Origin of the sequence: Streptomyces viridiviolaceus (genome assembly GCF_014650995.1) — a bacterium.
Classification (GTDB): Bacteria; Actinomycetota; Actinomycetes; order Streptomycetales; family Streptomycetaceae; genus Streptomyces; species Streptomyces viridiviolaceus.
Window position 1 is genome coordinate 1 of the sequence record NZ_BMWA01000027.1, and the last position, 24,904, is coordinate 24,904.

General features: G+C 71.9%; 19 protein-coding genes and 2 pseudogenes. 6 read left to right on the forward strand and 15 right to left on the reverse strand.

All coding sequences use genetic code 11. The annotated features are described in order from the left end of the window. The 4 genes from IE260_RS31765 to IE260_RS43180 form a co-directional block, all read right to left on the reverse strand. Positions 1 to 185: flavodoxin-dependent (E)-4-hydroxy-3-methylbut-2-enyl-diphosphate synthase (locus IE260_RS31765; RefSeq protein WP_164396686.1), on the reverse strand; the 185-nt coding region annotated here is incomplete at its 3' end. Positions 186 to 401: 216 nt separating this feature from the next. After that, complete coding sequence (locus IE260_RS31770; protein WP_506005118.1) at positions 402 to 1,706, reverse strand: M50 family metallopeptidase; 1,305 nt, start codon at positions 1,704 to 1,706, stop codon at positions 402 to 404. Then, positions 1,703 to 2,959 (reverse strand): 1-deoxy-D-xylulose-5-phosphate reductoisomerase, encoded by a 1,257-nt coding sequence (gene dxr, locus IE260_RS31775; protein WP_189878180.1) that lies wholly within the window; start codon positions 2,957 to 2,959, stop codon positions 1,703 to 1,705. Before dxr ends, IE260_RS31770 begins: the two co-directional genes overlap by 4 nt. A gap of 49 nt (positions 2,960 to 3,008) precedes the next feature. Then, on the reverse strand, positions 3,009 to 3,341 hold the full coding sequence (locus IE260_RS43180; protein WP_189878182.1) for a hypothetical protein: 333 nt from the start codon (positions 3,339 to 3,341) through the stop codon (positions 3,009 to 3,011). Between IE260_RS43180 and IE260_RS43185 the strand changes: the two genes are divergently transcribed. Next, positions 3,325 to 3,504 (forward strand): PIN domain-containing protein, encoded by a 180-nt coding sequence (locus tag IE260_RS43185; RefSeq protein ID WP_189878184.1) that lies wholly within the window; start codon positions 3,325 to 3,327, stop codon positions 3,502 to 3,504. The two genes, IE260_RS43180 and IE260_RS43185, sit on opposite strands and share 17 nt — an antisense overlap. A gap of 9 nt (positions 3,505 to 3,513) precedes the next feature. Here IE260_RS43185 and IE260_RS31790 read toward each other — a convergent pair whose 3' ends face one another. Next, entirely contained in the window at positions 3,514 to 5,457 is a 1,944-nt protein-coding gene (locus tag IE260_RS31790; RefSeq protein WP_189878186.1) for an acyl-CoA dehydrogenase family protein, read from the reverse strand. Between the two features lie 322 nt (positions 5,458 to 5,779). Between IE260_RS31790 and IE260_RS31795 the strand changes: the two genes are divergently transcribed. From IE260_RS31795 to IE260_RS31800, 3 genes and pseudogenes are all read left to right on the forward strand, one after another. Next, the gene (locus IE260_RS31795; RefSeq protein ID WP_189878189.1) at positions 5,780 to 6,793 is read left to right on the forward strand and encodes a LacI family DNA-binding transcriptional regulator; all 1,014 of its coding nucleotides are present in this window, start codon (positions 5,780 to 5,782) and stop codon (positions 6,791 to 6,793) included. Positions 6,794 to 6,913: 120 nt separating this feature from the next. Further along, positions 6,914 to 7,128, forward strand: a pseudogene (locus IE260_RS43190) (hypothetical protein); the annotation flags it as partial. Continuing rightward, positions 7,122 to 8,257 (forward strand): annotated as a pseudogene (locus tag IE260_RS31800) (glycoside hydrolase family 3 C-terminal domain-containing protein); the annotation flags it as partial. The pseudogenes IE260_RS43190 and IE260_RS31800, both read left to right, overlap by 7 nt. Positions 8,258 to 8,530: 273 nt before the next feature. Here the strand turns inward: IE260_RS31800 and IE260_RS31805 are convergent. The 3 genes from IE260_RS31805 to IE260_RS31815 form a co-directional block, all read right to left on the reverse strand. Next, entirely contained in the window at positions 8,531 to 9,976 is a 1,446-nt protein-coding gene (locus tag IE260_RS31805) for an aldehyde dehydrogenase family protein (RefSeq protein ID WP_189878191.1), read from the reverse strand. Between the two features lie 259 nt (positions 9,977 to 10,235). Next, complete coding sequence (locus IE260_RS31810) at positions 10,236 to 11,903, reverse strand: PucR family transcriptional regulator (protein ID WP_189878193.1); 1,668 nt, start codon at positions 11,901 to 11,903, stop codon at positions 10,236 to 10,238. Between the two features lie 225 nt (positions 11,904 to 12,128). Then, a complete protein-coding gene (locus IE260_RS31815; protein ID WP_189878195.1) occupies positions 12,129 to 14,282 on the reverse strand; it encodes an ATP-binding protein in 2,154 nt (717 codons plus the stop codon). A 238-nt stretch (positions 14,283 to 14,520) separates the two neighbouring features. Between IE260_RS31815 and gabT the strand changes: the two genes are divergently transcribed. Together gabT and IE260_RS31825 are read left to right on the forward strand one after the other, a co-directional pair. Beyond that, positions 14,521 to 15,855 (forward strand): 4-aminobutyrate--2-oxoglutarate transaminase, encoded by a 1,335-nt coding sequence (gabT, locus tag IE260_RS31820; protein ID WP_189878197.1) that lies wholly within the window; start codon positions 14,521 to 14,523, stop codon positions 15,853 to 15,855. Between the two features lie 392 nt (positions 15,856 to 16,247). After that, positions 16,248 to 16,880 carry a phosphatase PAP2 family protein gene (locus tag IE260_RS31825; protein ID WP_189878199.1) on the forward strand — a complete coding sequence of 211 codons (633 nt, stop codon included), beginning with the start codon at positions 16,248 to 16,250 and terminating at the stop codon, positions 16,878 to 16,880. 58 nt (positions 16,881 to 16,938) lie between these two features. Here the strand turns inward: IE260_RS31825 and IE260_RS31830 are convergent, their stop codons facing one another. From IE260_RS31830 to IE260_RS31860, 7 genes are all read right to left on the reverse strand, one after another. After that, positions 16,939 to 17,406, reverse strand: coding sequence for a hypothetical protein (locus IE260_RS31830; RefSeq protein ID WP_189878201.1), 468 nt, complete (start codon positions 17,404 to 17,406; stop codon positions 16,939 to 16,941). 127 nt (positions 17,407 to 17,533) lie between these two features. Beyond that, the gene (locus tag IE260_RS31835; protein WP_189878203.1) at positions 17,534 to 18,961 is read right to left on the reverse strand and encodes an NAD(P)/FAD-dependent oxidoreductase; all 1,428 of its coding nucleotides are present in this window, start codon (positions 18,959 to 18,961) and stop codon (positions 17,534 to 17,536) included. A 35-nt stretch (positions 18,962 to 18,996) separates the two neighbouring features. After that, the gene (locus IE260_RS31840; RefSeq protein ID WP_189878205.1) at positions 18,997 to 19,797 is read right to left on the reverse strand and encodes an ABC transporter permease; all 801 of its coding nucleotides are present in this window, start codon (positions 19,795 to 19,797) and stop codon (positions 18,997 to 18,999) included. Then, positions 19,798 to 20,727, reverse strand: a complete 930-nt coding sequence (locus tag IE260_RS31845) for an ABC transporter permease (RefSeq protein WP_189878207.1) — start codon at positions 20,725 to 20,727, stop codon at positions 19,798 to 19,800. Next, a complete protein-coding gene (locus tag IE260_RS31850) occupies positions 20,727 to 21,884 on the reverse strand; it encodes an ABC transporter ATP-binding protein (protein ID WP_189878209.1) in 1,158 nt (385 codons plus the stop codon). Before IE260_RS31850 ends, IE260_RS31845 begins: the two co-directional genes overlap by 1 nt. Positions 21,885 to 21,889: 5 nt before the next feature. Further along, complete coding sequence (locus tag IE260_RS31855) at positions 21,890 to 23,137, reverse strand: polyamine ABC transporter substrate-binding protein (RefSeq protein ID WP_189878211.1); 1,248 nt, start codon at positions 23,135 to 23,137, stop codon at positions 21,890 to 21,892. 63 nt (positions 23,138 to 23,200) lie between these two features. Further along, the gene (locus tag IE260_RS31860; protein WP_189878213.1) at positions 23,201 to 24,736 is read right to left on the reverse strand and encodes a gamma-aminobutyraldehyde dehydrogenase; all 1,536 of its coding nucleotides are present in this window, start codon (positions 24,734 to 24,736) and stop codon (positions 23,201 to 23,203) included. Positions 24,737 to 24,904: the final 168 nt, after the last annotated feature.

Consider the following 24,904-nt stretch of genomic DNA (forward strand, 5'->3'; position numbering starts at 1 on the left):
GCCGTCAGCTCGGCGATCTGCTGCAGCGTGGCACCGATGTCGGACGTGCGGGTCGTGGTCATCGACTGCACCGACACGGGGGCGTCGCCGCCCACCGCCACGGACCCGACCTGGATCTGCCGGCTCTTGCGGCGCTCGGCGAGCTTGGTCGGAACGGACGGCATGCCGAGAGAAATCGCAGTCATCTGCTGTGCAACCCCAAGTCGTGGATCAGGTCCGGCCCCGTTCAGCGGCGGGCTCCGGCCTTCGAGATTACGGCACGGACATGAACGCCAGGGACACGGCCGGGGGCAGATGCATCCCTTGGCGTCCACCTTCCGGGCGAGGGGCGTGAAGCCCGCCCCGGAGGGACATGCTCCCCGGATCGGGCTTCACGCCGGACGGCGCTCGCGGGTGGCCCGTCAGCTGATCCGTACCGGATTGACGACGTCCGCCACCAGGACGAGCAGGGTGAAGCAGACGAAGATGCCCGCCACCACGTAGGCCACCGGCATCAGCTTCGCCACGTCGAACGGGCCCGGGTCCGGGCGGCGCAGCACCCTGGCCACGTTCCGGCGCAGCGACTCCCACAGCGCGCCCGCGATGTGGCCGCCGTCGAGCGGCAGCAGCGGGAGCATGTTGAACAGGAAGAGGGAGAGGTTGAAGCCGGCGACCAGCATGATGAACATGGCCAGCTGCTGGGTGGGCGGGATGTCCAGGGTGGCGATCTCGCCGCCGACGCGGGCGGCGCCGACCACGCCCATCGGGGAGTCCGCCTCGCGCGGTCCGTCGCCGAAGGCCGCGTCCCACAGGGCCGGGATCTTGCCGGGCAGGGCGGCGAGGGAGTCGACGGCGTCGCCGATCCGGTCGCCCATCCAGGTCACGGACTGGCCGAAGTCCTGTTTCACGACCCCGGTGGCCGCGCTGAAGCCGAGGAAGCCGGCGGTGACGTACTGCCCCTCGACGATCTGTCCGTTCGCGTCCTTCTTCGCGACCTGGTTGGTGGCGATCTCGGCGTGGAGCGTGACCTCCTGGCCCTTCCGCTCGACGACGATCGGCACCTCCTCGCCGGGGTTGGCGCGGATCAGGTCGGACAGGCGGTCCCAGTCGTCGGTCCGCACGCCGTCGAAGGAGACGATCTTGTCGCCCGCCTTCAGGCCGGCCGCCGCGGCCGGGGAGGCCGGGTCGGACTTGGTGCAGTCGTCGCGGTTCTCGCTCTGCGAGATGACGCACTGGGAGACGGAGCTGACCGTGGTCGTCTGCTGCGAGATGCCGAAGCCCATCAGGACGGTGAGGAACAGCACCACCGCCAGGACGAGGTTCATGAACGGGCCGGCGAACATGACGATGACCCGTTTCCAGGGCTTGCGCGTGTAGAACAGGCGCTTGTCGTCACCGGGCTGCAGTTCCTCGAAGGCCGCCGAGCGCGCGTCCTCGATCATGCCGCGCCAGGGCGAGGTGGAGCGGGCCTCCAGCTTGCCGTCGGCGCCGGGCGGGAACATGCCGATCATGCGGATGTAGCCGCCGAACGGGATGGCCTTGATGCCGTACTCGGTCTCGCCCTTCTTGCGCGAGAAGATCGTCGGGCCGAAGCCGACCATGTACTGCGGCACGCGGATGCCGAAGAGCTTGGCCGTGGACAGGTGCCCCAGCTCGTGCCAGGCGATGGAGAACAGCAGGCCGACCGCGAAGACGACTATGCCGAGGATGAACATCAGGGTCGTCATGCACGGGCCTCCGCCGTCTGTGCCGCCAGTTGCCGGGCCCGGGTGCGTGCCCAGGTCTCCGCTTCGAGGACGTCCGCGACGGTGAGCGAGGTTCCCGGACGGGGGGTGCCGTGCTCCTCGACCACCCGCGTGACGGTCTCCATGATCCCCAGATACGGCAGCGCGCCGGAGCGGAACGCCTCGACGCACTCCTCGTTGGCGGCATTGAACACCGCCGGGGCCGTGCCCGCGAGCTCACCCACGTGCCGGGCCAGGTTCACCGAGGGGAACGCCTCGTTGTCGAGCGGGAAGAACTCCCAGGTCGAGGCCGTGCTCCAGTCGAAGGCGGGCGCCGCGTCGGGGACGCGTTCGGGCCAGCCGAGGCCGATGGCGATCGGTCCCCGCATGTCGGGGGGCGTCGCCTGGGCCAGGGTCGATCCGTCCGTGAACTCCACCATCGAGTGAACATACGACTGCGGGTGCACGACGACCTCGATGCGGTCGAAGGGAATGTCGTAGAGCAGGTGGGCCTCGATGACCTCCAGGCCCTTGTTGACGAGCGTCGCGGAGTTGATCGTGATCACCGGGCCCATGGCCCAGGTGGGATGGGCGAGGGCGTCCTCGACGGTGACGCGCGCGAGCTGCTCCCTGGTCCGGCCGCGGAAGGGGCCTCCGGAGGCGGTGACGACCAGTTTGCGCACGTCGGCGCGGGTGCCCGCGGCGAGGGCCTGGAAGAGGGCGGCGTGCTCGGAGTCGACCGGGATGATCTGCCCCGGCTTGGCGAGGGCCTTGACCAGCGGGCCGCCGACGATGAGCGACTCCTTGTTGGCGAGCGCGAGGGTGCGGCCCGCCTCCAGGGCGGCCAGGGTCGGGGCCAGTCCGATGGAGCCGGTGATGCCGTTGAGGACGGTGTGGCAGTCCGAGGCGGCGAGCTGGGTGGCCGCGTCCGGTCCGGCGAGTATCTCGGGGAGGGGCTCGCCCGCGCCGTACTGCGCGGCGAGTGCCTCGCGCAGCGCCGGTACGACGTCCTCGCGGGCCACGGCGACGGTCCGCGCCTTCAGCCGGTACGCCTGCTCGGCGAGGAGGGCGACCCGGCCGCCGTTGGCGGACAGGCCGGTGACCCGGAAGCGGTCCGGGTTGCGCAGCACGAGGTCGATGGCCTGGGTGCCGATCGACCCGGTGGAGCCGAGGATCACCACGTCCTTCGGGCCGTCTCCCGCCACGGGGTCGTAGACGAGGTGCGGGTCGGCGAGGGGGGCAGGGCTGTCGCTCATCCCCCCATTGTGGCCGTACGGGGTGGCCGGGAGGACAGGGGCGTCGTTCTCATGGACGGCGAGTCGGCGAGCCCGCCCATCGAGACACTCGATCCGGCTTCGGACAGTTCGCCTTGTCCAGGAGCACGTCGAGGTCCCCGGTGCCGGCGCGTGCGGCCGGCCGGGCCAGGGCGCGGGCGCGCTTCTTGCGTTCCACGGCGTCCTTCAGCGCCGCGTTCACGGTGTTCTCGCCCGCTGCCCGGTCACCGAGATCGAGTTCCTGTACAGCGCCAGGAACGCCGGGGACCGCGAGCAGATGATCGAGCGCCTTGAGACCCTGTTCGGCCGGGCGCCGCTCGATGACGGGGCGCTGACGCGCGTGGTCCGTGCTGCAGGAGCTCACGGCGAAGGGCCTTCCCCGGTCGGCGGGCGCGGTCGATCTGCTGGTCGCCGCGACCGCCGGGTTGCGGGGCCTCACCGTGCTGCACTGCGACAACGGCTTCGAGACCATCGCGTCGGTCACCGGTCAGGCTGCCCAGCGGCTGATGCCTCCGGGCAGCCTGTAGCCGGCGGGATCACCTGATCGGACGGTGGACGTTCTCCCGCTGCGCGGGGCCCGGGGCCGCGTCGGCGATCCAGGGACCGCTGCCCGACGGGTCGACGACGCCCTGCTCCAGCCACTCGTACGTGCCCGCCAGCACGCCCTTGACGACCTTGCGGTCCAGGTCGTCGGTGTTGGTCCACAGCCGCCCGAAGAGCTCCTCGACGCGGATGCGGGCCTGACGGCAGAAGGCGTCGGCGAGCTGGTACGCCTCGCGGCCGTGGTCGCCCCTGGCGCGCAGGTGCTCGGCGCGGACACAGGCGGCGCTCATCGCGAACAGCTCCGCGCCGATGTCGACGATCCGGCCCAGGAAGCCCTGCTTGCTCTCCATCCGGCCCTGCCAGCGGGACATGGCGTAGAAGGTGGAGCGGGCGAGTTTGCGGGCGGTGCGCTCGACGTAGCGCAGGTGTCCGGACAGGTCGGGATGGCCGGACGGGTGGAATTCGGCGTACGAGCGCGGGAGCTGTCCCGGCCCCGCGACGAGCTTCGGCAGCCACTTGGCGTAGAAGACGCCCGCCTGCGCACCCGCCCTCGCCTTGTCGGACAGGGACTTGTCGGGGTCGATCAGGTCGCCGGCGACCGAGAGGTGTGCGTCGACGGCCTCCCGGGCGATCAGCAGGTGCATGATCTCGGTGGAGCCCTCGAAGATCCGGTTGATGCGCAGGTCGCGCAGGATCTGTTCGGCCGGCACGGCGCGCTCGCCGCGGGCCGCCAGCGACGCCGCCGTCTCGAAGCCGCGGCCGCCGCGGATCTGGACCAGGTGGTCGGCCATCAGCCAGGCCATCTCGGAGCCGTAGAGCTTGGCGAGGGCGGCCTCGATGCGGATGTCGTTGCGGTCCTCGTCGGCCATCTGCGAGGACAGGTCGAGCACGGCCTCCAGGGCGAAGGTCGTCGCCGCGATGAACGAGATCTTCGAGCCGACCGCCTCGTGCAGGCCCACCGGCTTGCCCCACTGCTCACGCGCCGCCGACCACTCACGGGCGATCTTCAGGCTCCACTTGCCGGCGCCCACGCACATCGCGGGCAGGGACAGCCGGCCGGTGTTGAGGGTGGTCAGGGCGATCTTCAGGCCGGCACCCTCCGGGCCGATGCGGTGGGCGGCGGGGACGCGGACCCGGTGGAAGCGGGTGACGCCGTTCTCCAGTCCGCGCAGGCCCATGAACGCGTTGCGGTTCTCGACGGTGATGCCCTCGGAGGTGGCCTCCACCACGAACGCGGTGATGCCGCCCTTGTGGCCCTCCGACTTCGGCACCCGTGCCATCACGACGAGCAGGTCGGCGACGACGCCGTTGGTGGTCCACAGCTTGACGCCGTCGAGCACGTAGTCGTCGCCGTCGGGGACGGCGGTCGTCGCCAGGCGGGCCGGGTCGGAACCGACGTCCGGCTCGGTCAGCAGGAACGCCGAGATGTCCGTGCGGGCGCAGCGCGGCAGGAACGTGTCCTTCTGCTCCTGGGTGCCGAACAGCTTCAGCGGCTGGGGCACGCCGATCGACTGGTGGGCGGAGAGCAGCGCGCCGATCGCGGGGCTGGCGGATCCGACCAGGGCGAGGGCCTTGTTGTAGTAGACCTGGGTGAGGCCGAGGCCGCCGTACTTGGTGTCGATCTTCATGCCGAAGGCTCCCAGCTCCTTCAGCCCCGTGATCACCGCGTCGGGGATCCGTGCGTCGCGTTCGATGACGGCCCCGTCGATCTTCGTTTCGCAGAAGTCGCGCAGCTTGGCCAGGAACTCCTCGCCGCGCTGGACGTGCTCGTCGGCCGGGAGCGGGTGCGGGTGGATGAGGTCGAGGCGGAAGCGGCCGAGGAACAGCTCCTTGGCGAAGCTGGGCTTGCGCCAGTCCTGTTCCCGGGCCGCCTCCGCCACCTGGCGGGCCTCACGTTCGGTGACGGTGGGTCGGGAGGGGGTGGATGGTGCGGACATGAGGCTCACCTCGCCGCGAGAAGGGATCGGGGGAACGCCCGGGAAGATCGACATCCGCGACCATGCGGGCGTACGTTACTAGTCGGTGCTACCCGATCGTATGTACCCGATCCGGGGCGACCCCACCACCCTTCGTGCGGCCGTTCGGCCGATCGGCGGGCAGGCGAGCGGGCGGCAGAGCGGGTCGGCGATCCATAGGCTGTCGAAGCGCTTCGACAGCCTATGGACACCAACTCGCGCTGGAGCTACTGTCGAACCACCCTCACTCGCCGTTGTCCACCATGCGCAGAGTCGAAGCGCTTCAAAAAGCTTGGAGAGCTGGATGGTCACCCTCGCCGAGGTCGCCCAGCACGCCGGAGTCTCGGCGAGCACGGTGAGCTATGTCCTCAGCGGCAAGCGGTCCATCTCCACCACCACCCGCCGGCGGGTCGAGGAGAGCATCCGGAAGCTCGGCTACCACCCGAACGCGGGCGCCCGCGCCCTGGCCAGCAGCAGGTCCAACATCATCGCCCTGATGGTCCCGCTGCGTACGGACATGTACGTGCCGGTGATGATGGAGATCGCCATCGCGGTCGCCACCACCGCGCGCACCCACGGATACGACGTCCTGCTGCTCACCGGCGAGGAGGGTCCCGACGCGGTGCGCCGCGTCACCGGCAGCGGGCTGGCCGACGCGATGATCCTGATGGACGTCGAGCTCGACGACGAGCGTCTGCCGTTGCTCCGGGCGACGGACCAGCCGTCCGTGCTGATCGGGCTGCCCGCCGACACCACCGGCCTGACCTGCGTCGACCTCGACTTCAAGGCCACCGGTGCGCTGTGCGTGGAGCACCTGGCGACGCTCGGGCACCGGGACATCGCGGTCATCGGCGAGGCCCCGGCGGTCTACGAGCGGCACACCGGCTTCGCCGAGCGGACCCTCGACGGGCTGCGCACCCGGGCGCGGGAGCTGGGGCTGCGACTGCTGCACCGGCCCTGCGAGGGCGGGTACGACGCCATGGCCGCGACCCTCGCCCGCATCCTCGACGAGCGTCCGGACACCACGGGGTTCGTCGTCCAGAACGAGGCGGCGGTCGAACCGCTGCTCGCGCTGTTGCGCCAGCAGGGACGGGCGGTGCCCGAGGACGTGTCGGTGGTCGCGGTCTGCCCCGAGCAGGTCGCCGTCCAGGCGTCCGTACGGCTGACGTCCGTCGCCGTCCCCGCGCAGGAGATGGGCCGGCACGCCGTCGATCAGCTGGTCGCCAAGCTCGACGGCCGCGGGAGCGACGAGGTCGTGCTGCTCGCGCCCGAGCTGACGGTCCGCGCCAGCTCCGGGCCGGCGCCCGTCCAGCCGTAGACCTCCGGCCCTCACCCGCACCCGCCCCCGTCACCTTCCCCCGCCACCCGCTCGACTCCTTCGTCCTCGCACGTTCACCCCTTCGCCCCGGAACCGCCCGGTCGGCGCCCGGGCACCTCCATGTCTGCACTCCCTCCAGGCGCACGCCTCGTGAACACGCCTGCCGAAGCACCGCCCAGGTCAGCCTCGCCCAGTCCTCCCCCACCGTCGGCACCTTCCGCGAGCGGGACGGTGCGCTGGAGTGGAGCGGCCGTCAGGAGACCGCCCGCATCGAGCCCTGGGGGCCGGACGCGGTCCGGGTACGGGCCGGGCTCGGCGGCCCGGTCCTGCCGGGGTCGACGTGGTCGTGGTGGTGGCGGGCAACGACCCGCACATCAACCGCCGGGAGACGGAGGACCGTTGACCTGCGGCTGCCCGCCCACCAGGAGCGGCTGCTGCGCGCCGCCCGCGCCGCCAACCCGAACACGGTGCCGGCGCTGGTCTCCGCCTTTCCGTACGCGGTGGACGTCCAGCCGCTCCCGGCGGTGCTGTGGACCGCGTACGGCGGCCGGCGGCCGGCACCGCGCTGGCGCGGGTCCTCGCCGGTGACGTCTCACCCGCCGGCCGGCTGCCGCAGACCTGGTACGCCGACGACGCGGACCCGCCCGGCCTGTTCGACTACGACGTGATCGGCGGCCGCCAGACCTATCTGTACTTCGAGGGCACGCCCCTGTTCCCGTTCGGGCACGGTCTGTCGTACGCGTCCTTCCGGTACGCGGAACTCGTCGCCCGCGTCCGGGCGGAGACGGTGCACGTCTCGTTCACCGTCACCAACACCGGTGACGTAATCGCCGACGAGGTCGCGCAGCTCTGCACCCGCGCCGAGGACCCGTCCGTGCCGCGTCCGCGCCGCGAGCTGGTGGCCCACCGCCGGCTGACGCTCGCACCGCGCGAGAGCGCGGAGGTCGCCTTCGAACTGCCGCCGGCGGACTTCGCGTTCCGGGACGTGGCGCACGGCCGGTGGCGGCTGGAGCCGGGACCGTACGCGCTGCTGGCCGGGGCGTCCGGCGAGGACGTACGGCTGCGCACGACGATCACGCTCGACGGGGAGCCCCCCGCCCGCGTCCGGCGGGCGAACTCGGCCTGGACGCGGCCGGCTTCGACGATCAGAGCGGCACCGAGATCGTCGACCGCACGAAGTCCGCGGGCGACGCGGTGACGCCGGTGCCGGGCATGACCGGCGAACTGCTCTACCGGAGCTGCGACTTCGGCCCCGGCGTCACCGGGGTGAGGGCGGAGGTGGCGGGCGAGGGCAGCGTGGAGGTCTGCGTCGACGGCAGTGCGACGGCGGTGCTGTCGACGACGCCCGCCCCGGGGCCGTACGCGTACACGACCCTGGCCACCGGCTTCACCGCCAAGGGCGTACGGGACGTCCACCTGAGGCTGCGCGGGGCCCTGCGGCTCGCGCACGTGGGCTTCTCCGGCTCACGATCGGCACGGCGGCCACGCCGGACCGTCGCCCGGGGGACGAGGCCGGCCAGGCGCTGTTCGCCCGCGAACGGCCGCCGACGGGCCTTCGCCTCCTGGGGGAGGCTGCTCCGTCCGTCGCGGCCGATCCCGCACATGCCACGTCCAGGCGCCGTTCCGGCTCCGGGTACCGGGCGGTCGAGACCTGCACGTGGTCGGTCATGACCGAAGAAGGCCGACGGCCCGAACCCCCGCACAGTGGGTTCGGGCCGCCGGCCGTTCAGGGGTGGGTCAGAGGGCGAGGCCCGTCAGGACCAGCACCCGCTCGTAGGTGTAGTCGTCCATCGCGAACTTGACGCCCTCACGGCCGACGCCGGACTGCTTGGCGCCGCCGTACGGCATCTGGTCGGCGCGGTAGGAGGGCACGTCGCCGATGACCACGCCGCCGACCTCCAGGGCACGGTGGGCGCGGAAGGCGGTCTGCAGGTCGTGGGTGAAGATGCCCGCCTGGAGGCCGTACTTGGAGTCGTTGACCGCGGCGAACGCCTCGGCCTCACCGTCCACCTTCTGCACGCTGAGGACGGGTCCGAAGACCTCCTCGCAGGCCAGCGTGGTGCCGGCCGGCAGGTCGGTCAGGACGGTCGGCGCGTACGAGGCGCCGTCCCGCTTGCCGCCGGTGTGCAGCGTGGCGCCGGCCTCGACGGCCTCCTGCACCCACGCCTCCACGCGCTTGGCGGCGTCCTCGCTGACCAGCGGGCCGACGTCGGTCTTGTCGTCGTTCGGGTCGCCGGTGACCTGGGCCTCGACGGCGGCGACGATGCGCGGCAGCAGCCGGTCGTACACGGCGGCGTCCGCGATCACGCGCTGCACGGAGATGCAGGACTGGCCGCCCTGGTAGTTGGAGAAGGTCGCGATGCGGTTCGCGGCCCAGTCCAGGTCCTCGTCGCTCGCCCAGTCGCCGAGGACGACGGCCGCGCCGTTGCCGCCCAGCTCCAGGGTGCAGTGCTTGCGCGGCACCGAGTCCATGATCGCGTAGCCGACCTTCTCGGAACCGGTGAAGGAGATGACCGGCAGCCGCTCGTCCTGGACGAGGGCGGGCATGCTGTCGTTCGGCACCGGGAGGATGCTCCAGGAGCCGGCGGGCAGTTCGGTCTCGGCGAGCAGCTCACCGAGGATCAGCCCGGACAGCGGGGTGGCGGGCGCGGGCTTGAGGATGATCGGCGCGCCGGCCGCGATCGCGGGGGCGATCTTGTGGGCGCACAGGTTCAGCGGGAAGTTGAACGGCGCGATGCCGAGGACGACGCCCTTGGGGAAGCGCCGGGTGAGGGCGAGCCGCCCCTGGCCGCCGGCGTCGGTGTCCAGGCGCTGGGCCTCGCCGCCGTTGAAGCGACGGGCCTCCTCGGCCGCGAAGCGGAAGACGGACACCGCGCGCCCGACCTCGCCGCGGGCCCACTTGATCGGCTTGCCGTTCTCGGCGGAGATGAGCCGGGCGATCTCCTCGGTGCGCTCGACCAGGCGCCGGCTGACGTGGTCCAGGGCGGCGGCGCGCACGTGGGCCGGGGTGGCGGCGAACTCGTCCCGCACGGCGTACGCGGCGGCCACGGCCTCCTCGACCTGCGCGTCGGTCGGGACGCTCACCGCGCCGACGAGACGGCCGTCCCACGGAGAGGTGACGTCGAAGGTGTCCTCGCCGGTGACCTGGCGGCCGGCGAGCCAGAAGGCGTGGGTGGAAGTCATAGTCGAGTCCCGGCCCTTCCGCGTTGGGGGTGTGTATGTGGCTTGCGGAGTCCACGGTAGGGCGGGTGCGGGCGGGTGGCGTTTGTCCGGGTCGTAGTGGTGGGGGTCGGGGGTTCGACGGAATGGCGGGGTGCGGGCGGCATCGGGTGCCGAGGGGTGGTCGACCCCGCCGCCCCTTGCCGTCCCTTCCCCCGGGCAGCGCCCCGGACCCCCTTCGGCCCGGACGGCCTCGTCCTCGAGCGCCGGACCGGCTGAACGGCTACTCCGGAGACGTCGCCTTCAGAGCCAGCCACAGCTCCATCCGGACGTCCGGGTCGTCCAGGGAGCGGCCGAGGATCTCCTCCACCCGGCGCATCCGGTACCGCAGGGTGTGCCGGTGCACTCCGAGGTCGGCCGCCGCCGCGTCCCACTGGCCGTGCCGGGACAGCCAGGCGCGCAGGGAGGCCACCAGGTCGCCCCGCCCGGTCGCGTCGTGCTCGCGCAGGGCCCGCAGCAGTCCGTCGGCGAAGGCCCGCACCGCGTCGTCGGCGAGCAGCGGCAGCACCGACCCGGCGGCCAGCTGCTCGTGCTCCACGCAGACGCGTCCGCGCCGCCGTGCCACCGACAGCGCCTGCTCGGCCTGCTTGTAGGCGGCCGACGCGGCGATGGGCCCGGACGGCGCCGACAGGCCGACGACCAGCCCGTCCTCGTCGCCGCCCGGCCCGGGCTCCGGCGCGGCCGGCGAGCCGGCCGTCTCCAGCGCCGCCGCGTACTCGGTGCACGCGGCGACGGCCGCGCCCCCGTCCGTGGCCAGCACCACCAGCCGCTCCCCGTCGGGGACGACCAGCACCGCCTCGCCCGCCCGGGCGGCCGCCGACTCCACGACCTCGGCGAGCGCCCCGAGCGGGTCGCCGCCCGCCTCGGAGGCCGCCAGCGCGGCGGCCGACGGCTTGGTGGCGGGCACGCGCGCCTGCGCCCCGGCGTGCACGCGCGCGGCCGAGGCCGACGCCGCCTCGGCGACGATCAGCCGGAAGGGCGCGTCCAGCAGGGCGCCGTACAGGTCCCCGGCGACCGCGCGGGCGTGGTCGGGCTCCCCGGCCAGCAGCATGCGCAGCACGGCCGTGCCGATGCGCTGCTCGGCCTCGTGCAGGGACCGGGAGCGTTCCGTGGTGAGGGTCAGCAGGGCGATGGCCGAGTGGACGGCGTACCGTTCCGCGGTGCCGAGGGCCGCCGCCGTGCCGACGGCGAGCGCCGAGCGGGCCCTGCGGGAGGTGCCGAGGGAGTGCAGCTCCACCCGGTCCTCGTTGTCCGGTCCGCCCACCACCGAGGAGGCCGGCGCGGGCCGCTCGCGCAGCCGCTGCACATCGGCGGTGAGCCGGGCGGCCCTGCGGCCCGCCCACTCCGGTGCCGTGGCGACGACGGCGCCCGAGGCGTCGTACAGCGCCGCCCACCCGTCGACCTGGGAGGCCAGCGCTGACAGCAGCCCCTCCGGACCGTCCGTCAGAGCCTGTCTGGTCAGTTCGCGCTGGGCCGCGAACCCGGCGGTGACCGCCCGGTACTGGTCGGCGGCGATCGCGGCGGACACGGCCTTGCTGATGGCGAGGAAGGGCGTGCGGCGCGGCACCTCCAGCAGCGGCAGGCCCTCCTCGCGCGCCGCGTCGACGAGCGCCTCGGGGATGTCCTCGTAGTTGACGCCGACGGCGAAGCCGAGCCCGACCACTCCGGCGCCGACCAGCCGTTTGACGTACCGGCGCATCGCCTCGGGGTTCTCCGCGTCCAGTTTGAGCGCGGTGATCAGGAGCAGTTCCCCGCCCTCCATGTAGGGCACGGGATCGGCGAGCTCGCTGACGTGCGCCCAGCGGACTGGGACGTCGAGGCGGTCCTCGCCCGCGCGCACGGTCAGTTTGAGCGCGGAGTGGTGGACGAGCGAGGCGAGCGTGGGGGGCATGGGTGCCTTCAGGTCTGCGTCAGGGTTGCGAGCGGGCGGCCGACCGGATCCGTGGGACCACGTGATCGGTCCGACCATGTGACCGGTGCGATCGTCGTGATCCTTGGGGCCTATGTGGTCTTCTGGCGATCGTTCGACGATCTTTTGGCCGTCACGTATGAACGACCTGTGTCGATTCTGCCTCACCGTATGGTCGCGCGGCGCCCGTATGCCGCGCTCGGCGGCTCATCCCCGCAGATCCACCAGCAGCGGTGGCGCGTGCTCCCCCTTCACCGTCGTCAGGGACAGGACCGCGTGGCCCGGCGGCACCGCGTGCGCCAGCTCGGACGCCGACCACCGCTCCCGCTCGACCTGCCGCACGGTGACCGCCCGCGCGGTGGGCGCCTTCCCGGTGATCACCCGGCGCAGCACGTGCACGGCCTTGCCCGCCGGGGTCTCGGCGATGATCTGCCGGTCCGTGACGTCCCTGGCCTCGGTCCACTCCTTGCCCCACACCTCGGCGAAGTCCTGCCCGTCCCAGGGCGTGAGCCCGGACAGCGCCATCCGGCACCCGGTCGCCCCGAGCAGCGGACCGCGCAGCGGACGCGGCACGTCGTCCAGGGTGCGCAGGGTCAGCACCACCCCGGCGCCCGCCGACCGCAGCCGCTGGATGCCCCGGACGGCCTCCGGCGTCACCACCCCGCTCGCGTCGTCCAGCACCAGGCAGGCGAACAGCGACCGGTCCTCGCGCACCGCAACGCTCGCCGTGAACTGGGCGAGCACCAGTCGCGCCAGCATCCGCGAGGCGTCCGCGTGCCCGCGCTCGGGCAGGTCGATGCGGACGCGCACCGGATGGTCGAGGGCCTTGAGCGAGAACGGCCGGGACTGCCCCGAGGTGTCGAAGAAACCGGCGAAGGCGGGCCGGTCCAGCAGCGCCACCCGGTCGGCCAGCACCCCGCCCACGTCCCCGGGGTGCCCCATCTGCCGCTCGCGCGCGTCCAGCTCCCGCAGCAGCGACTCCTGTCCGGTGTCCTGGAGCCCCTGGCGCAGCGCGGCCAGCGGCCCGGGCGCCCCGTCGAGCAGCTGCCGCAGCTCCGGTACGCCGGGGAAGCGTCCGTGCACCGCCCGGAACGGGCCGAGCAACTGGGCGAGGACGGTGGTGGAGCGGCGGCTGTCGCCGCCCGGGTGCGGGTCGGCGAGGTCGCCGACCAGCGCCTCGGCGAGGACGGCCGCGGCCTCGTCCGGGTCGGTCGTGCCGCCGTACAGGTCGAGGTCGTACACGGAGTCGGGGTTCCCGATCCGTACGACCACGTCGTAGGCGTCGGCGGGGCCGTGACCGGCGCCCGCCGCGCCGACCACGACGACCGCGGCCCGCCCGGCGAGCGCCTGCAGGCACAGCGACTCGGCCAGCGGCCGGACCAGGCTGCCGGTCTTGCCGGACCCGGCCGGGCCGACCGCGAGCAGGGAGGTGCCGAGCAGGTCGGGGCCGAGGGCGAGGCCGGTGCCGCGGTAGGCGTAGGGGTTGCGGGCGTCGTCGGCGGCGGTGCCGATCCGCACCTGCCCGGTGACGAGGTCGTGCCGGGCCTGCCGGGCGGGCAGGTCGCGGGCGCCGGAGGGGTGCGGGCAGGCGGCGGCGCCCTGGCTGAGCACCGCGCGTGTGAAGGTGGCGAGGCTGTGCCGGCCGTTGCTCACGCCCTGCCAGGCGCGGGTGATGCGGGCGTGGTCGACGTCCCGCATGAGCCCGGAGCGCGCGTCGGCGGCGAGCCGCTCGGCGGCGTCCGCCGCGCCGGCGGCCCGCAGCGCGGGCCATGCGGCGGGGTCCTCCTCGGGGGCGGGCGGGCGCTCGGTGCGCGGTGCCGTGCGGCGCCAGGCGGGCGGGCCGTAGCGGCGCCAGATCTCGCTCCACCGGCCCAGCCGGCCGACGCCGACCATGATGAGCGCCGCGATCAGGACGTAGTAGGCGTAGACGACCACGACGGCGCCGAAGCTGTGCGGCTCGGCCCAGGACTCCGGGATCATCGCGTACAGCGGCAGCAGCCACCAGCCGCCGAGGTAGCCGTTCCACAGCAGCGACCAGATCAGCCAGCCGACCAGGAACGCGATCACCGCCCCGCCGAGCAGCTGCCGGGCCGGGACCCGCTCCGGCTCCTCCTCCGGCCGCGGCCGGTGTCCGAACCGCCACACGCCGGGCGGCGCCTCCGGCCGGGGCGTGCGCAGCCAGGACAGGAACACCGACCCGTCCGGCAGCGGGGGCACGCCCGGCATGCCGGGGGCCCGCGCCGGGCGCGGCGGCACCGCGGGCGCCTCCGGCGGTGCCGCGGGCACGTCCGGAGGCACCGCCGGACGCGGCACAGGATTCGCATGCGTACCCCGCGCGTCCCGGTTCCCGTCGCTGTCCATCGCCCTTGCCCCCTGACCAGCCGCTCCGTCCACCATCAGCGAGTCAATCTAACGCCCTCCCAAGGGGAGTTCACCGCTTACGCGGCCGGGCCGGCGCGGACATGTCCACTGGTCGCTATGTCCATCCCGGACAACCGGCGCTCCTGACAACGCCCACATGGAGCATGCCCACCCCCCTCTCCCGGTCCTAGCCTGCGAGAAAAGAAGGAAAGCGTCCGAAAGACCCCAGGAGTCCCCCATGACCGCACTTCCGCAGGAGCGCCGCGTCGTCACCGCCATCCCCGGCCCGAAGTCGCAGGAGCTGCAGGCCCGCCGGACCGCCGCGGTCGCGCAGGGCGTGGGCTCGACGCTGCCGGTCTTCGTCACGCGTGCCGGCGGCGGCATCATCGAGGACGTCGACGGCAACCAGATCATCGACTTCGGCTCCGGCATCGCGGTGACCTCCGTCGGCGCCTCCGCCGAGGCCGTCGTACGCAAGGCCTCCGCTCAGCTCGCCGACTTCACCCACACCTGTTTCATGGTGACCCCGTACGAGGGCTACGTCGCCGTCGCCGAGGCGCTGGCCGAGCTGACCCCGGGCGACCACGCCAAGAAGTCGGCCCTGTTCAACAGCGGCGCCGAGGCCGTCGAGAACGCCGTCAAGATCGCCCGTGCGTACACCAAGCGCCAGGCCGTCGTCGTCTTCGACCACGGCTACCACGGCCGCACCAACCTCACCATGGCGCTGACCGCGAAGAACATGCCGTACAAGCACGGCTTCGGTCCGTTCGCGCCCGAGGTCTACCGCGTGCCGGTGGCGTACGGCTACCGCTGGCCGACCGGTGCGGAGAACGCCGGTCCCGAGGCCGCCGCCCAGGCCATCGACCAGATCACCAAGCAGGTCGGCGCCGACAACGTGGCCGCGATCATCATCGAGCCGGTGCTCGGCGAGGGCGGCTTCATCGAGCCGGCCAAGGGCTTCCTGCCGGCGATCCGCAAGTTCGCCGCCGACAACGGCATCGTGTTCGTCGCCGACGAGATCCAGTCCGGCTTCTGCCGCACCGGCCAGTGGTTCGCCTGCGAGGACGAGGGCATCGTCCCGGACCTGATCACCACCGCCAAGGGCATCGCCGGCGGTCTGCCGCTGGCCGCCGTCACCGGCCGCGCCGAGATCATGGACGCCGCGCACGCCGGCGGCCTGGGCGGCACCTACGGCGGCAACCCGGTCGCCTGCGCGGGTGCGCTCGGCGCCATCGAGACCATGAAGGAGCTCGACCTCAACGCCAAGGCCAAGCGCATCGAGGAGGTCATGAAGGACCGCCTGACCGCCATGGCCGAGAAGTTCGACATCATCGGCGACGTCCGGGGCCGCGGCGCCATGATCGCCATCGAGCTGGTCAAGGACCGCGCCACCAAGGAGCCGAACCCCGAGGCGACCGCCGCCCTGGCCAAGGCCTGCCACGCCGAGGGCCTGCTGGTCCTGACCTGTGGCACCTACGGCAACGTGCTGCGCTTCCTGCCGCCGCTCGTCATCGGCGAGGACCTGCTGAACGAGGGCCTCGACATCATCGAGCAGGGTTTCTCGCGCATCTGAGCGAGGCCCGCGCACGCCTGGCGCGGAGAGCGGCAGAGCATGTGAAGAAGGTGTGCGGGGTGGATGACAGGACACCGATGGCCCTGTCGTCCGCCCACCCCCTGCCGTAGGTTCTACGCAGATGAGAGATACACCCGCTCACAGGGGACTGTGAGCGGCCTTCAGGCCGGGGCCTCCCCAGCTTCGACCTGGTCGTGCCTCGCGCACACAACCGGAGCCCGCGGGTTCCGGATCTCCTCACCGATCGGACGGTCGCTCGCCCCAAACCCCCCGGGGCGCGCGACGTTCCGGTCAGGACGGCCGGCTCGGCATCCGGGTCGGCGGTTCACCGAAGGGCCAGCGCACTCCCCCCCTTGCGCTGGCCCTTCGGTGTTCCTGCCAAGCTGTGCGGCATGCTGCTGCTCGGGCTTCCCGCCCTCCTCTTCGCACTGATCACCTGGCAGGTCGTGGCCGACGGCCCGCTGGTCGACGCGGACGAGCGGCTGAGCAGGGCACTCGTCCGTCCCGACCGGCTCTCCGAACTGCTCGCCGACCTCGGCAACGTGCAGGTCGCCGTACCCGTCCTCGCGGTCGCGCTGGCCTGGGTCGCGTGGCACGGCCGCGGCTCAGGTATGGACCGCTGGTGGCTGCCGCCCGCCGCCGGAGCGGTGGCGATGCTCCTGGTGCCGGCGCTGGTCGCACCCCTGAAGGAGTGGACCGACCGCCCCGGCACCCCGGCCGTGCCCCCGGCGGTCGGCTACTACCCCTCCGGCCACACCACCACCGCGGTCGTGGCGTACGGCGCGGCGGCGCTCCTGCTCCTTCCCCTGCTGCGCTCGACGGCGCTCCGCCGCGTGCTCGTCCTGCTCTGCGCCGTCCTCGTGCTCGGCGTCTCCTTCGGTCTGGTGCGCCGGGGCTACCACTGGCCGCTGGACGTGGTGGCCGGCTGGTGCCTGGGCGCGGTGCTGCTGGTCGGCCTCTGGCTGGTAGTCGGACGGAGCAGGCGTCGAAGTCGAGGCCGTGCGGAAGGCGGCGGGGGGTGGTGAGCGTGGAGCGTGCCCGGCGCGGCCCGGGCCGCGCCGGTCGCCGAGCCCCCCGCCCGGCTCACCGCCCGGCCTCGTCCGTCCCGTCCGCCGCGAGACCCGCCGCCGCCTCGTGCATCGCCAGTTCGAGGAGCGCCGGATCGCTGAGGGTGCCGGAGCCGTCCGGCGGGACCAGCCAGCGGATTCCGCCGGACGACAGCCGCCCCGGGTAGGGCACCACTATCCAGGTGCCGGGCCCGGCCGTCCGGACCCCCGTGCCCAGCCAGCGGGCGGCGGTGCCCGGCGGCACGAAGAAGCCCGTGCGCGCGTCGCCGAAGTCGGCGAGCACCGGCCCGGGACGGTCCAGGACGCGGGTCAGGACGTCGAGCGTCGGACAGCCGAGCCTGCTCGGCACGATGAGCACGTCCCACGCCTTGCCGGCGGGCAGCAGGGCGACCCCCAGCGGGTTGCGCGCCCACTCCCGCAGACAGGACCCGGGATCCGGGGCGACGGATGCCAGCCACTCCACCGCCGTCTTCCCACCAGGCATGAGGAGACCTCCCTTTCACTCGTGGACGCGGGCAGCGTCACGAGGGAGAGGGAGGTCTCCCGTCGGTCATTACGCGGGTTGCGGTGCCCCGTTGGGGTGAACCGGGTCACCCGCACCGTCGCGGGGCTCAGCTGTCGAAGCCGAGACCCAGCTTGTCCATCGTCCGCAGCCACAGGTTGCGCCGGCCGCCGTGCTCGTCCGCGCGGGCCAGCGACCACTTGGTGAGGGCGATGCCGGTCCAGGCGAAGGGTTCGGGCGGGAAGGGCAGCGGCTTCTTGCGGACCATCTCCAGTGCGGTGCGCTCGGTGCGCTCCCCCGCCAGCAGGTCCAGCATCACCTCGGCGCCGAATCGGGTCGCGCCCACGCCCAGGCCCGTGTACCCGGCGGCGTAGGCGACGCGGCCCTGGTGCGCGGTGCCGAAGAACGCCGAGAAGCGCGAGCAGGTGTCGATCGCGCCGCCCCACGCGTGCGTGAAGCGGACACCCTCCAGCTGCGGGAAGCAGGTGAAGAAGTGCCCCGCCAGCTTGGCGTAGGTCTCCGGGCGGTCGTCGTACTCGGCCCGCACCCGGCCGCCGTAGGGGTAGATCGCGTCGTAGCCGCCCCACAGGATCCGGTTGTCGGCGGAGAGCCGGAAGTAGTGGAACTGGTTGGCCGAGTCCCCGAGGCCCTGGCGGTTCTTCCAGCCGATCGAGGCCAGTTGCCCGTCGGTGAGCGGCTCGGTCATCAGCGCGTAGTCGTACACCGGGACGGTGTAGGCCCGCACGCGCCTGACGAGGTTCGGGAAGATGTTGGTGCCGAGCGCGACCGTGCGGGCGCGGACCCCGCCGTAGGGGGTGCGGACGGTCATGCCGGCGCCGTACGGCTTCAGGGTCAGCGCGGGGGTGTGCTCGTAGACGCGGACGCCCAGGTCGAGGCAGGCACGCTTCAGGCCCCAGGCGAGCTTGGCCGGGTTCACGACGGCCACGCCCCTGCGGTCGTACAGGCCCGCCCGGAACGTCGGGGAGTCGACCTGCTCGCGCACCGCCTCGGCGTCCAGGTACTCGATGCCGTCGGCGAGGCCCCGGCGGCCGATCTCCTCGTACCACTCCTTGAGTTCCCGTGCCTGGTAGGGCTCCGTGGCGACGTCGATCTCCCCCGTGCGTTCGAAGTCGCAGTCGAGGGAGTAGCGGGCGACCGCCGCCTCGATCGCGTCGAGGTTGCGGGCGCCCAGCTCCTCCAGCTTGTGGATCTCGTCCGGCCAGCGGGTGAGCCCGTTGGACAGACCGTGCGTGAGGGAGGCGGCGCAGAAGCCGCCGTTGCGGCCGGAGGCGGCCCAGCCCACCTCACGGCCCTCCACGAGCACCACGTCCCGCTGCGGGTCGCGCTCCTTGGCGATCAGCGCGGTCCACAGCCCGCTGTAGCCGCCGCCGACGACCAGCAGGTCGCAGGTCTCCGCGCCGGTGAGGGCGGGCTCGGGGCGGGGGCGGCCGGGGTCGTCCAGCCAGTACGGGACCGGCTGGGCCTCGGAGAGGGATTTCGTCCAGTCGTTGCTGCGGCTCATGGCGCTCGGGGCCATGATTTCAACTCCCTACGAATGCAGTACGCAGTGCATTACGCCTTGCGGCGATTCCGGCGGTTGCCGATGACCATGGAGGCCAGGACGAACAGTACGGCGACGACGAACATGGCCGTACCGATCACGTTGATCTGGACGGGCGTTCCGCGCTGTGCCGAACCCCAGACGAACATGGGGAAGGTCACGGTCGAGCCCGCGTTGAAATTGGTGATGATGAAATCGTCGAAGGAGAGCGCGAAGGCGAGCAGGGCGCCGGCCGCGATTCCGGGGGCCGCGATGGGGAGCGTGACGCGGACGAACGTCTGGAAGGGGCCGGCGTACAGGTCCTGTGCCGCCTGTTCCAGCCGCGGGTCCATCGACATCACGCGCGCCTTGACGGCGGTCACGACGAAGCTGAGGCAGAACATGATGTGGGCGATGAGGATCGTCCAGAAGCCCAGCTGGGCGCCCATGTTGAGGAACAGCGTGAGCAGCGAGGCGGCCATCACGACCTCGGGCATCGCCATCGGCAGGAAGATCAGCGAGTTCACCGCGCCCCGGGCGCGGAAGCGGTAGCGCACCAGCGCGAAGGCGATCGCCGTGCCGAGGGCCGTGGCGCCCAGTGTCGCCCAGAAGGCGATCTGGAGGCTGAGCGCCAGCGAGCCGCACATGTCGGCGACACCGCAGGGGTCCTTCCAGGCGTCCGTCGAGAACTGCTGCCATTCGTAGTTGAAACGCCCATTGGGTTTGTTGAACGAGAACACCGTGACGATGACGTTCGGCAGCAGCAGATAAGCGAGCGTCAGCAGTCCGGCGATCACGACCAGATTGCGCTTGAGCCAGTTGACGAAGGTCATTTAAACCAGATCCTCCGTGCCGGACTTGCGGATGTAGACCGTGACCATGGCGAGAATCGCGGCCATGAGGATGAAGGAGAGCGCCGCGGCCGTCGGATAGTCCAGCACCCTGAGGAACTGGGACTGGATCACGTTGCCGATCATGCCGGTGTCGGCCGAGCCCAGCAGGGAGGCGTTGACGTAGTCGCCGGTGGCCGGGATGAAGGTCAGCAGCGTGCCGGAGACCACGCCCGGCATGGACAGCGGGAAGGTCACCTTCCGGAAGGTGGTGACGGGCTTGGCGTACAGGTCCCCCGCCGCCTCGTGGAGCCGTCCGTCGATGCGCTCCAGGGAGGTGTACAGCGGCAGGATCATGAAGGGGAGGAAGTTGTAGGTCAGACCGCAGACCACGGCGAGCGGTGTGGCCAGCACGCGGTCCCCGGCGGTCCAGCCGAGCCAGCTGGTGACGTCCAGGACGTGCAGCGTGTTGAGGGCGCCGACGACCGGGCCGCCGTCCGCGAGGATCGTCTTCCAGGCGAGGGTGCGGATGAGGAAGCTGGTGAAGAACGGCGCGATCACCAGGATCATGATCAGGTTGCGCCAGCGGCCGGCCCGGAACGCGATCAGGTAGGCGAGCGGGTAGCCGAGCAGCAGGCACAGCACGGTCGCGGAGGCGGCGTAGGCGACCGAGCGGAGGAACTGCGGCCAGTACTCGGACAGCGCGTCCCAGTAGGTGGCGAAGTGCCAGGTGACCTTGTACCCCTCCTCCAGGGAGCCCGTCTGCACGGACGTGGAGGCCTGGTAGATCATCGGCAGGGCGAAGAAGACGACCAGCCACAGGATGCCGGGCAGCAGGAGCCAGTACGGCGTGAAGCGGCCCCGCTTGCGCGGGGGCTTCTTCTCCGGTGCGGCCGGCGCGAGAGGCGGTGGCGCCTCGGTGAGCGTCGACATCAGGCCGCCTCCTCCTCTGCCACGCCCGCGTCGATGTCCTGGGCCGCGTCCAGGCCGAAGGTGTGCGCCGGGTTCCAGTGCAGGACGACGTCGGCGCCGGGCACCAGCCGGGGGTCGCGGTCGATGTTCTGGACGTAGACCTCGAACTCCGGGCAGGCGGCGCAGTCGACGACGTACTGGGTGGAGACGCCGATGAAGCTCGTGTTGACGATCTTGCCGGCGATGCGGTTGCGGCCCTCGGGAATGGAGCCGGCCTCGTCCGCGTGCGCGAGGCCGATCTTCTCCGGGCGTACGCCGACCAGCACCTTGCCGCCGGTCGTCGCCGGGGCCGAACTCCGTCCGCCCGGCAGGATCAGCTTGTCGCCGGCCGCCTTGACCACGATGTCGTCGCCGCTGCGGGCGTCGACCTCGGCCTCGATGAGGTTGGAGGTGCCCAGGAAGTTGGCGACGAAGGTGGTCTGCGGGTTCTCGTACAGGTCGGCGGGCGCGCCCAGCTGTTCGACGCGGCCCCCGTTCATCACGGCGACCGTGTCGGCCATCGTCATGGCCTCCTCCTGGTCGTGCGTGACGTGCACGAAGGTGATGCCGACCTCGGTCTGGATGCGCTTGAGCTCCAGCTGCATCTGGCGGCGCAGCTTCAGGTCCAGCGCGCCGAGCGGCTCGTCCAGGAGCAGCACCTTGGGGTGGTTGATCAGCGCGCGGGCGACGGCGACGCGCTGCTGCTGGCCGCCGGAGAGCTGGTGCGGTTTCTTACGGGCCTGCTCACCGAGCTGGACCAGGTCGAGCATCTCCTCGACCTGCTTCTTCACGCTCTTGATGCCGCGCCGGCGCAGGCCGAAGGCGACGTTCTCGAAGATGTCCAGGTGCGGGAAGAGGGCGTAGGACTGGAAGACCGTGTTCACCGGCCGTTTGTACGGCGGGAGCGCCGTGACGTCCTGCTCGCCGAGGTGGACCGTGCCCGTGCTGGGCTCCTCCAGTCCGGCGATCATGCGCAGGGTCGTGGTCTTGCCGCAGCCGGAGGCGCCGAGCAGGGCGAAGAAGGAGCCCTGGGGCACGGTCAGGTCGAGCGGGTGCACGGCGGTGAAGGAGCCGTAGGTCTTGCTGATGCCGGAGAGGCGGACGTCGCCGCCGCGGTCCGTCGCGTCTGTCGTCTTCATCGTCGTCACGCCCCAGTGAGCTTCGCGAACTTCTCTTCGTAGGCCGTCTCTTCCTTCGAGCTCAGGGAGCGGAAGGCATGGGACTGGGCCTGCATGGCCTTGTCGGGAATGATCAGCGGATTGTCCGCCGCCTCCTCGTCGATCTTCGCAAGCTCGTCCTTCACGCCGTCGACGGGACAGACGAAGTTGATGTAGGCGGCGAGCTCCGCGGCCGGGCGCGGCTCGTAGTAGTAGTCGATGAGCCGTTCGGCGTTCTTCTTGTGCCGGGCCTTGTTGGGGACCAGCATGTTGTCGCTCGACGTGATGTATCCGCTGTCCGGGATGACGAAGTCGACGTCCGGGTTGTCCGCCTTGAGCTGGACGACGTCTCCGGCCCAGGCCAGACAGGCCGCGAAGTCGCCCTTGGTGATGTCGGAGGTGTAGTCGTTGCCGGTGAAGCGGCGTATCTGGCCGCGGTCGACGCCCTTCTGCAGCCGGGCGATCGCCGCGTCGTAGTCGTCGTCGGAGAACCGGCCCGGGTCTTTGCCCATGTCGAGCAGCGTCATGCCGATGGTGTCGCGCATCTCGGTGAGGAAGCCGACGCGCCCCTTGAGCTTCGGATTGTCGAGCAGGTCGGAGACCGACTTCACCTCGATGCCGTCCAGCGCCTTCTTGTTGTAGGCGATGACGGTCGAGATGCCCTGCCACGGGTACGAGTAGGCGCGGCCCGGGTCCCAGTCGGGGCTGCGGAACTGCTGTGACAGGTTGGCGAAGGCGTGCGGCAGGTTGGCCGGGTCCAGCTTCTGGACCCAGCCGAGGCGGATCAGGCGGGCGGCCAGCCAGTCGGTGAGCACGATGATGTCGCGGCCGGTGTCCTGGCCGGCGGCGAGCTGCGGCTGGATCTTGCCGAAGAACTCGCTGTTGTCGTTGATGTCCTCGGTGTACTTGACCTTGATGCCGGTCCGCTTGGCGAACGCCTCCAGCGTCGGGCGCCGCTTGCCGCTCTCGTCGACGTCCATGTACTCGGTCCAGTTGGAGAAGTTGACCTCCTTCTCCTCGGCCGAGTGGTCCTCACCGGACGTGCCGCCTTCGGTCTTGCCCGCCGCGGGGATGCCGCAGCCGCTCAGTGCGCCGAGTCCGCCGGCCGCGAGCGCTCCGCCCGCGGAGGCGCGCAGCAGTGAGCGTCGGGTGAGGGCGGCCCTGCCGTTGGTGAAACTGCGCCGCATGGCGGCCACTTGGGCCGGGGACAGGCGGTCGGGCTCGTACTGCTCCATGCGCGTGGTTGCCCTTTCGGGTGGGTCGGCCGTGGTCGGCGGCCTGTGGTGATGGCTAGATGACTACCGGTCCCCGAAGATCGTGCGGTGCCAGTCCTTGCGCACCACCGCGGTGTTGTCGAACATGACGTGCTTGACTTGCGTGTACTCCTCGAACGAGTACGCGGACATGTCCTTGCCGAAGCCGGACGCCTTGTACCCGCCGTGCGGCATCTCGCTGATGATCGGAATGTGGTCGTTGACCCACACGCAGCCCGCCTTGATCTCGCGGGTGGCGCGGTTCGCCCGGTACACGTCCCGGCTCCAGGCGGAGGCGGCGAGCCCGTAGGGCGTGTCGTTGGCCAGCCGGATGCCCTCGTCGTCGCTGTCGAAGGGCAGCACGACCAGGACCGGCCCGAAGATCTCGGACTGGACGGCCTCGCTGTCCTGGGCGGCGTCCGCGATGAGCGTGGGCCGGTAGTAGGCGCCGTTCTTCAGGTCGCCCTGCGGGGCCTCACCGCCGGTGACGACGCGCGCGTAGGAGCGCGCCCGGTCGACGAACCCGGCGACGCGGTCCCGCTGGACATGACTGACCAACGGGCCGAGGTCGGTGTCCGGAGCGAAGGGGTCCCCGACCCGGACGGTGTCCATGAGGGCGGCGGTCTTCTCGACGAACGCCTCGTACAGGGGCCGCTGCACGTACGCGCGCGTGGCGGCCGTGCAGTCCTGGCCGGTGTTGATCAGCGCGCCGGCGACCGCGCCGTTGACGGCGGCGTCCAGGTCGGCGTCGTCGAAGACGACGAAGGGCGCCTTGCCTCCGAGCTCCAGGTGGAGGCGCTTGACGGTGGCGGTGGCGACCTCCGCGACGCGCTTGCCGACGGCGGTGGAGCCGGTGAAGGAGGTCATCGCCACGTCGGGGTGCCCGACGAGGTGCTCGCCGGCCTCCCGGCCGGTGCCGGTGACGATGTTGATCACACCGTCCGGGATCCCGGCGTCTGTCGCGGCCTGGGCGAACATCAGGGAGGTCAGCGGGGTGATCTCGGCGGGCTTGAGGACGATGGTGTTGCCCGCGGCGATCGCCGGGAGGATCTTCCACGCGGCCATCTGGAGGGGGTAGTTCCAGGGCGCGATCGAGCCGACGACGCCGATCGGCTCGCGGCGGACGTACGACGTGTGGTCGCCGGAGTACTCGCCGGCCGACTGCCCCTGCAGGTGCCGGGCCGCGCCGGCGAAGAAGGCGGCGTTGTCGACCGTGCCCGGGACGTCGAACTCGCGGGTCAACTTCAGCGGCTTGCCGCACTGCAGCGACTCGGCGCGGGCGAAGTCCTCGGCGCGGTCGGCGAGCACGGCCGCGAACCGGTGCAGGGCGTCCGACCGCTCGCCCGGGGTGGCGCCGGCCCAGCCGGGGAACGCCTCCCGCGCGGCGGCGACGGCCGCGTCCACGTCCTCGGTGCCGGCCAGTTGGTAGGTCAGGACCGCTTCGCCGGTCGCCGGGTCGACGACGGTGTGCGTACGTCCGGAGGTGCCCTTCGTCAGGCGGCCCGCGATGTACTGGGCCCCCTCCGCGAAGCGGTCCTCGGCCGGAAAACGGTCCGGGGTGGCGTTGCCCGGGTTGTGCATGTCGGCTCTCCTCGATGTCCCCGTCGACGGGCGGCCCCCGTGACGGGAGTCCCGCGACGGGGGTTCCCGTGACGGGGCCGGCGTGGCTCAGGCTCGATGTGAGTGCCGATCCTGACAGAGCTGTGAACCCCCAACAAGTGATTCCGTTGTTGCCTTTTGGTTACGCGA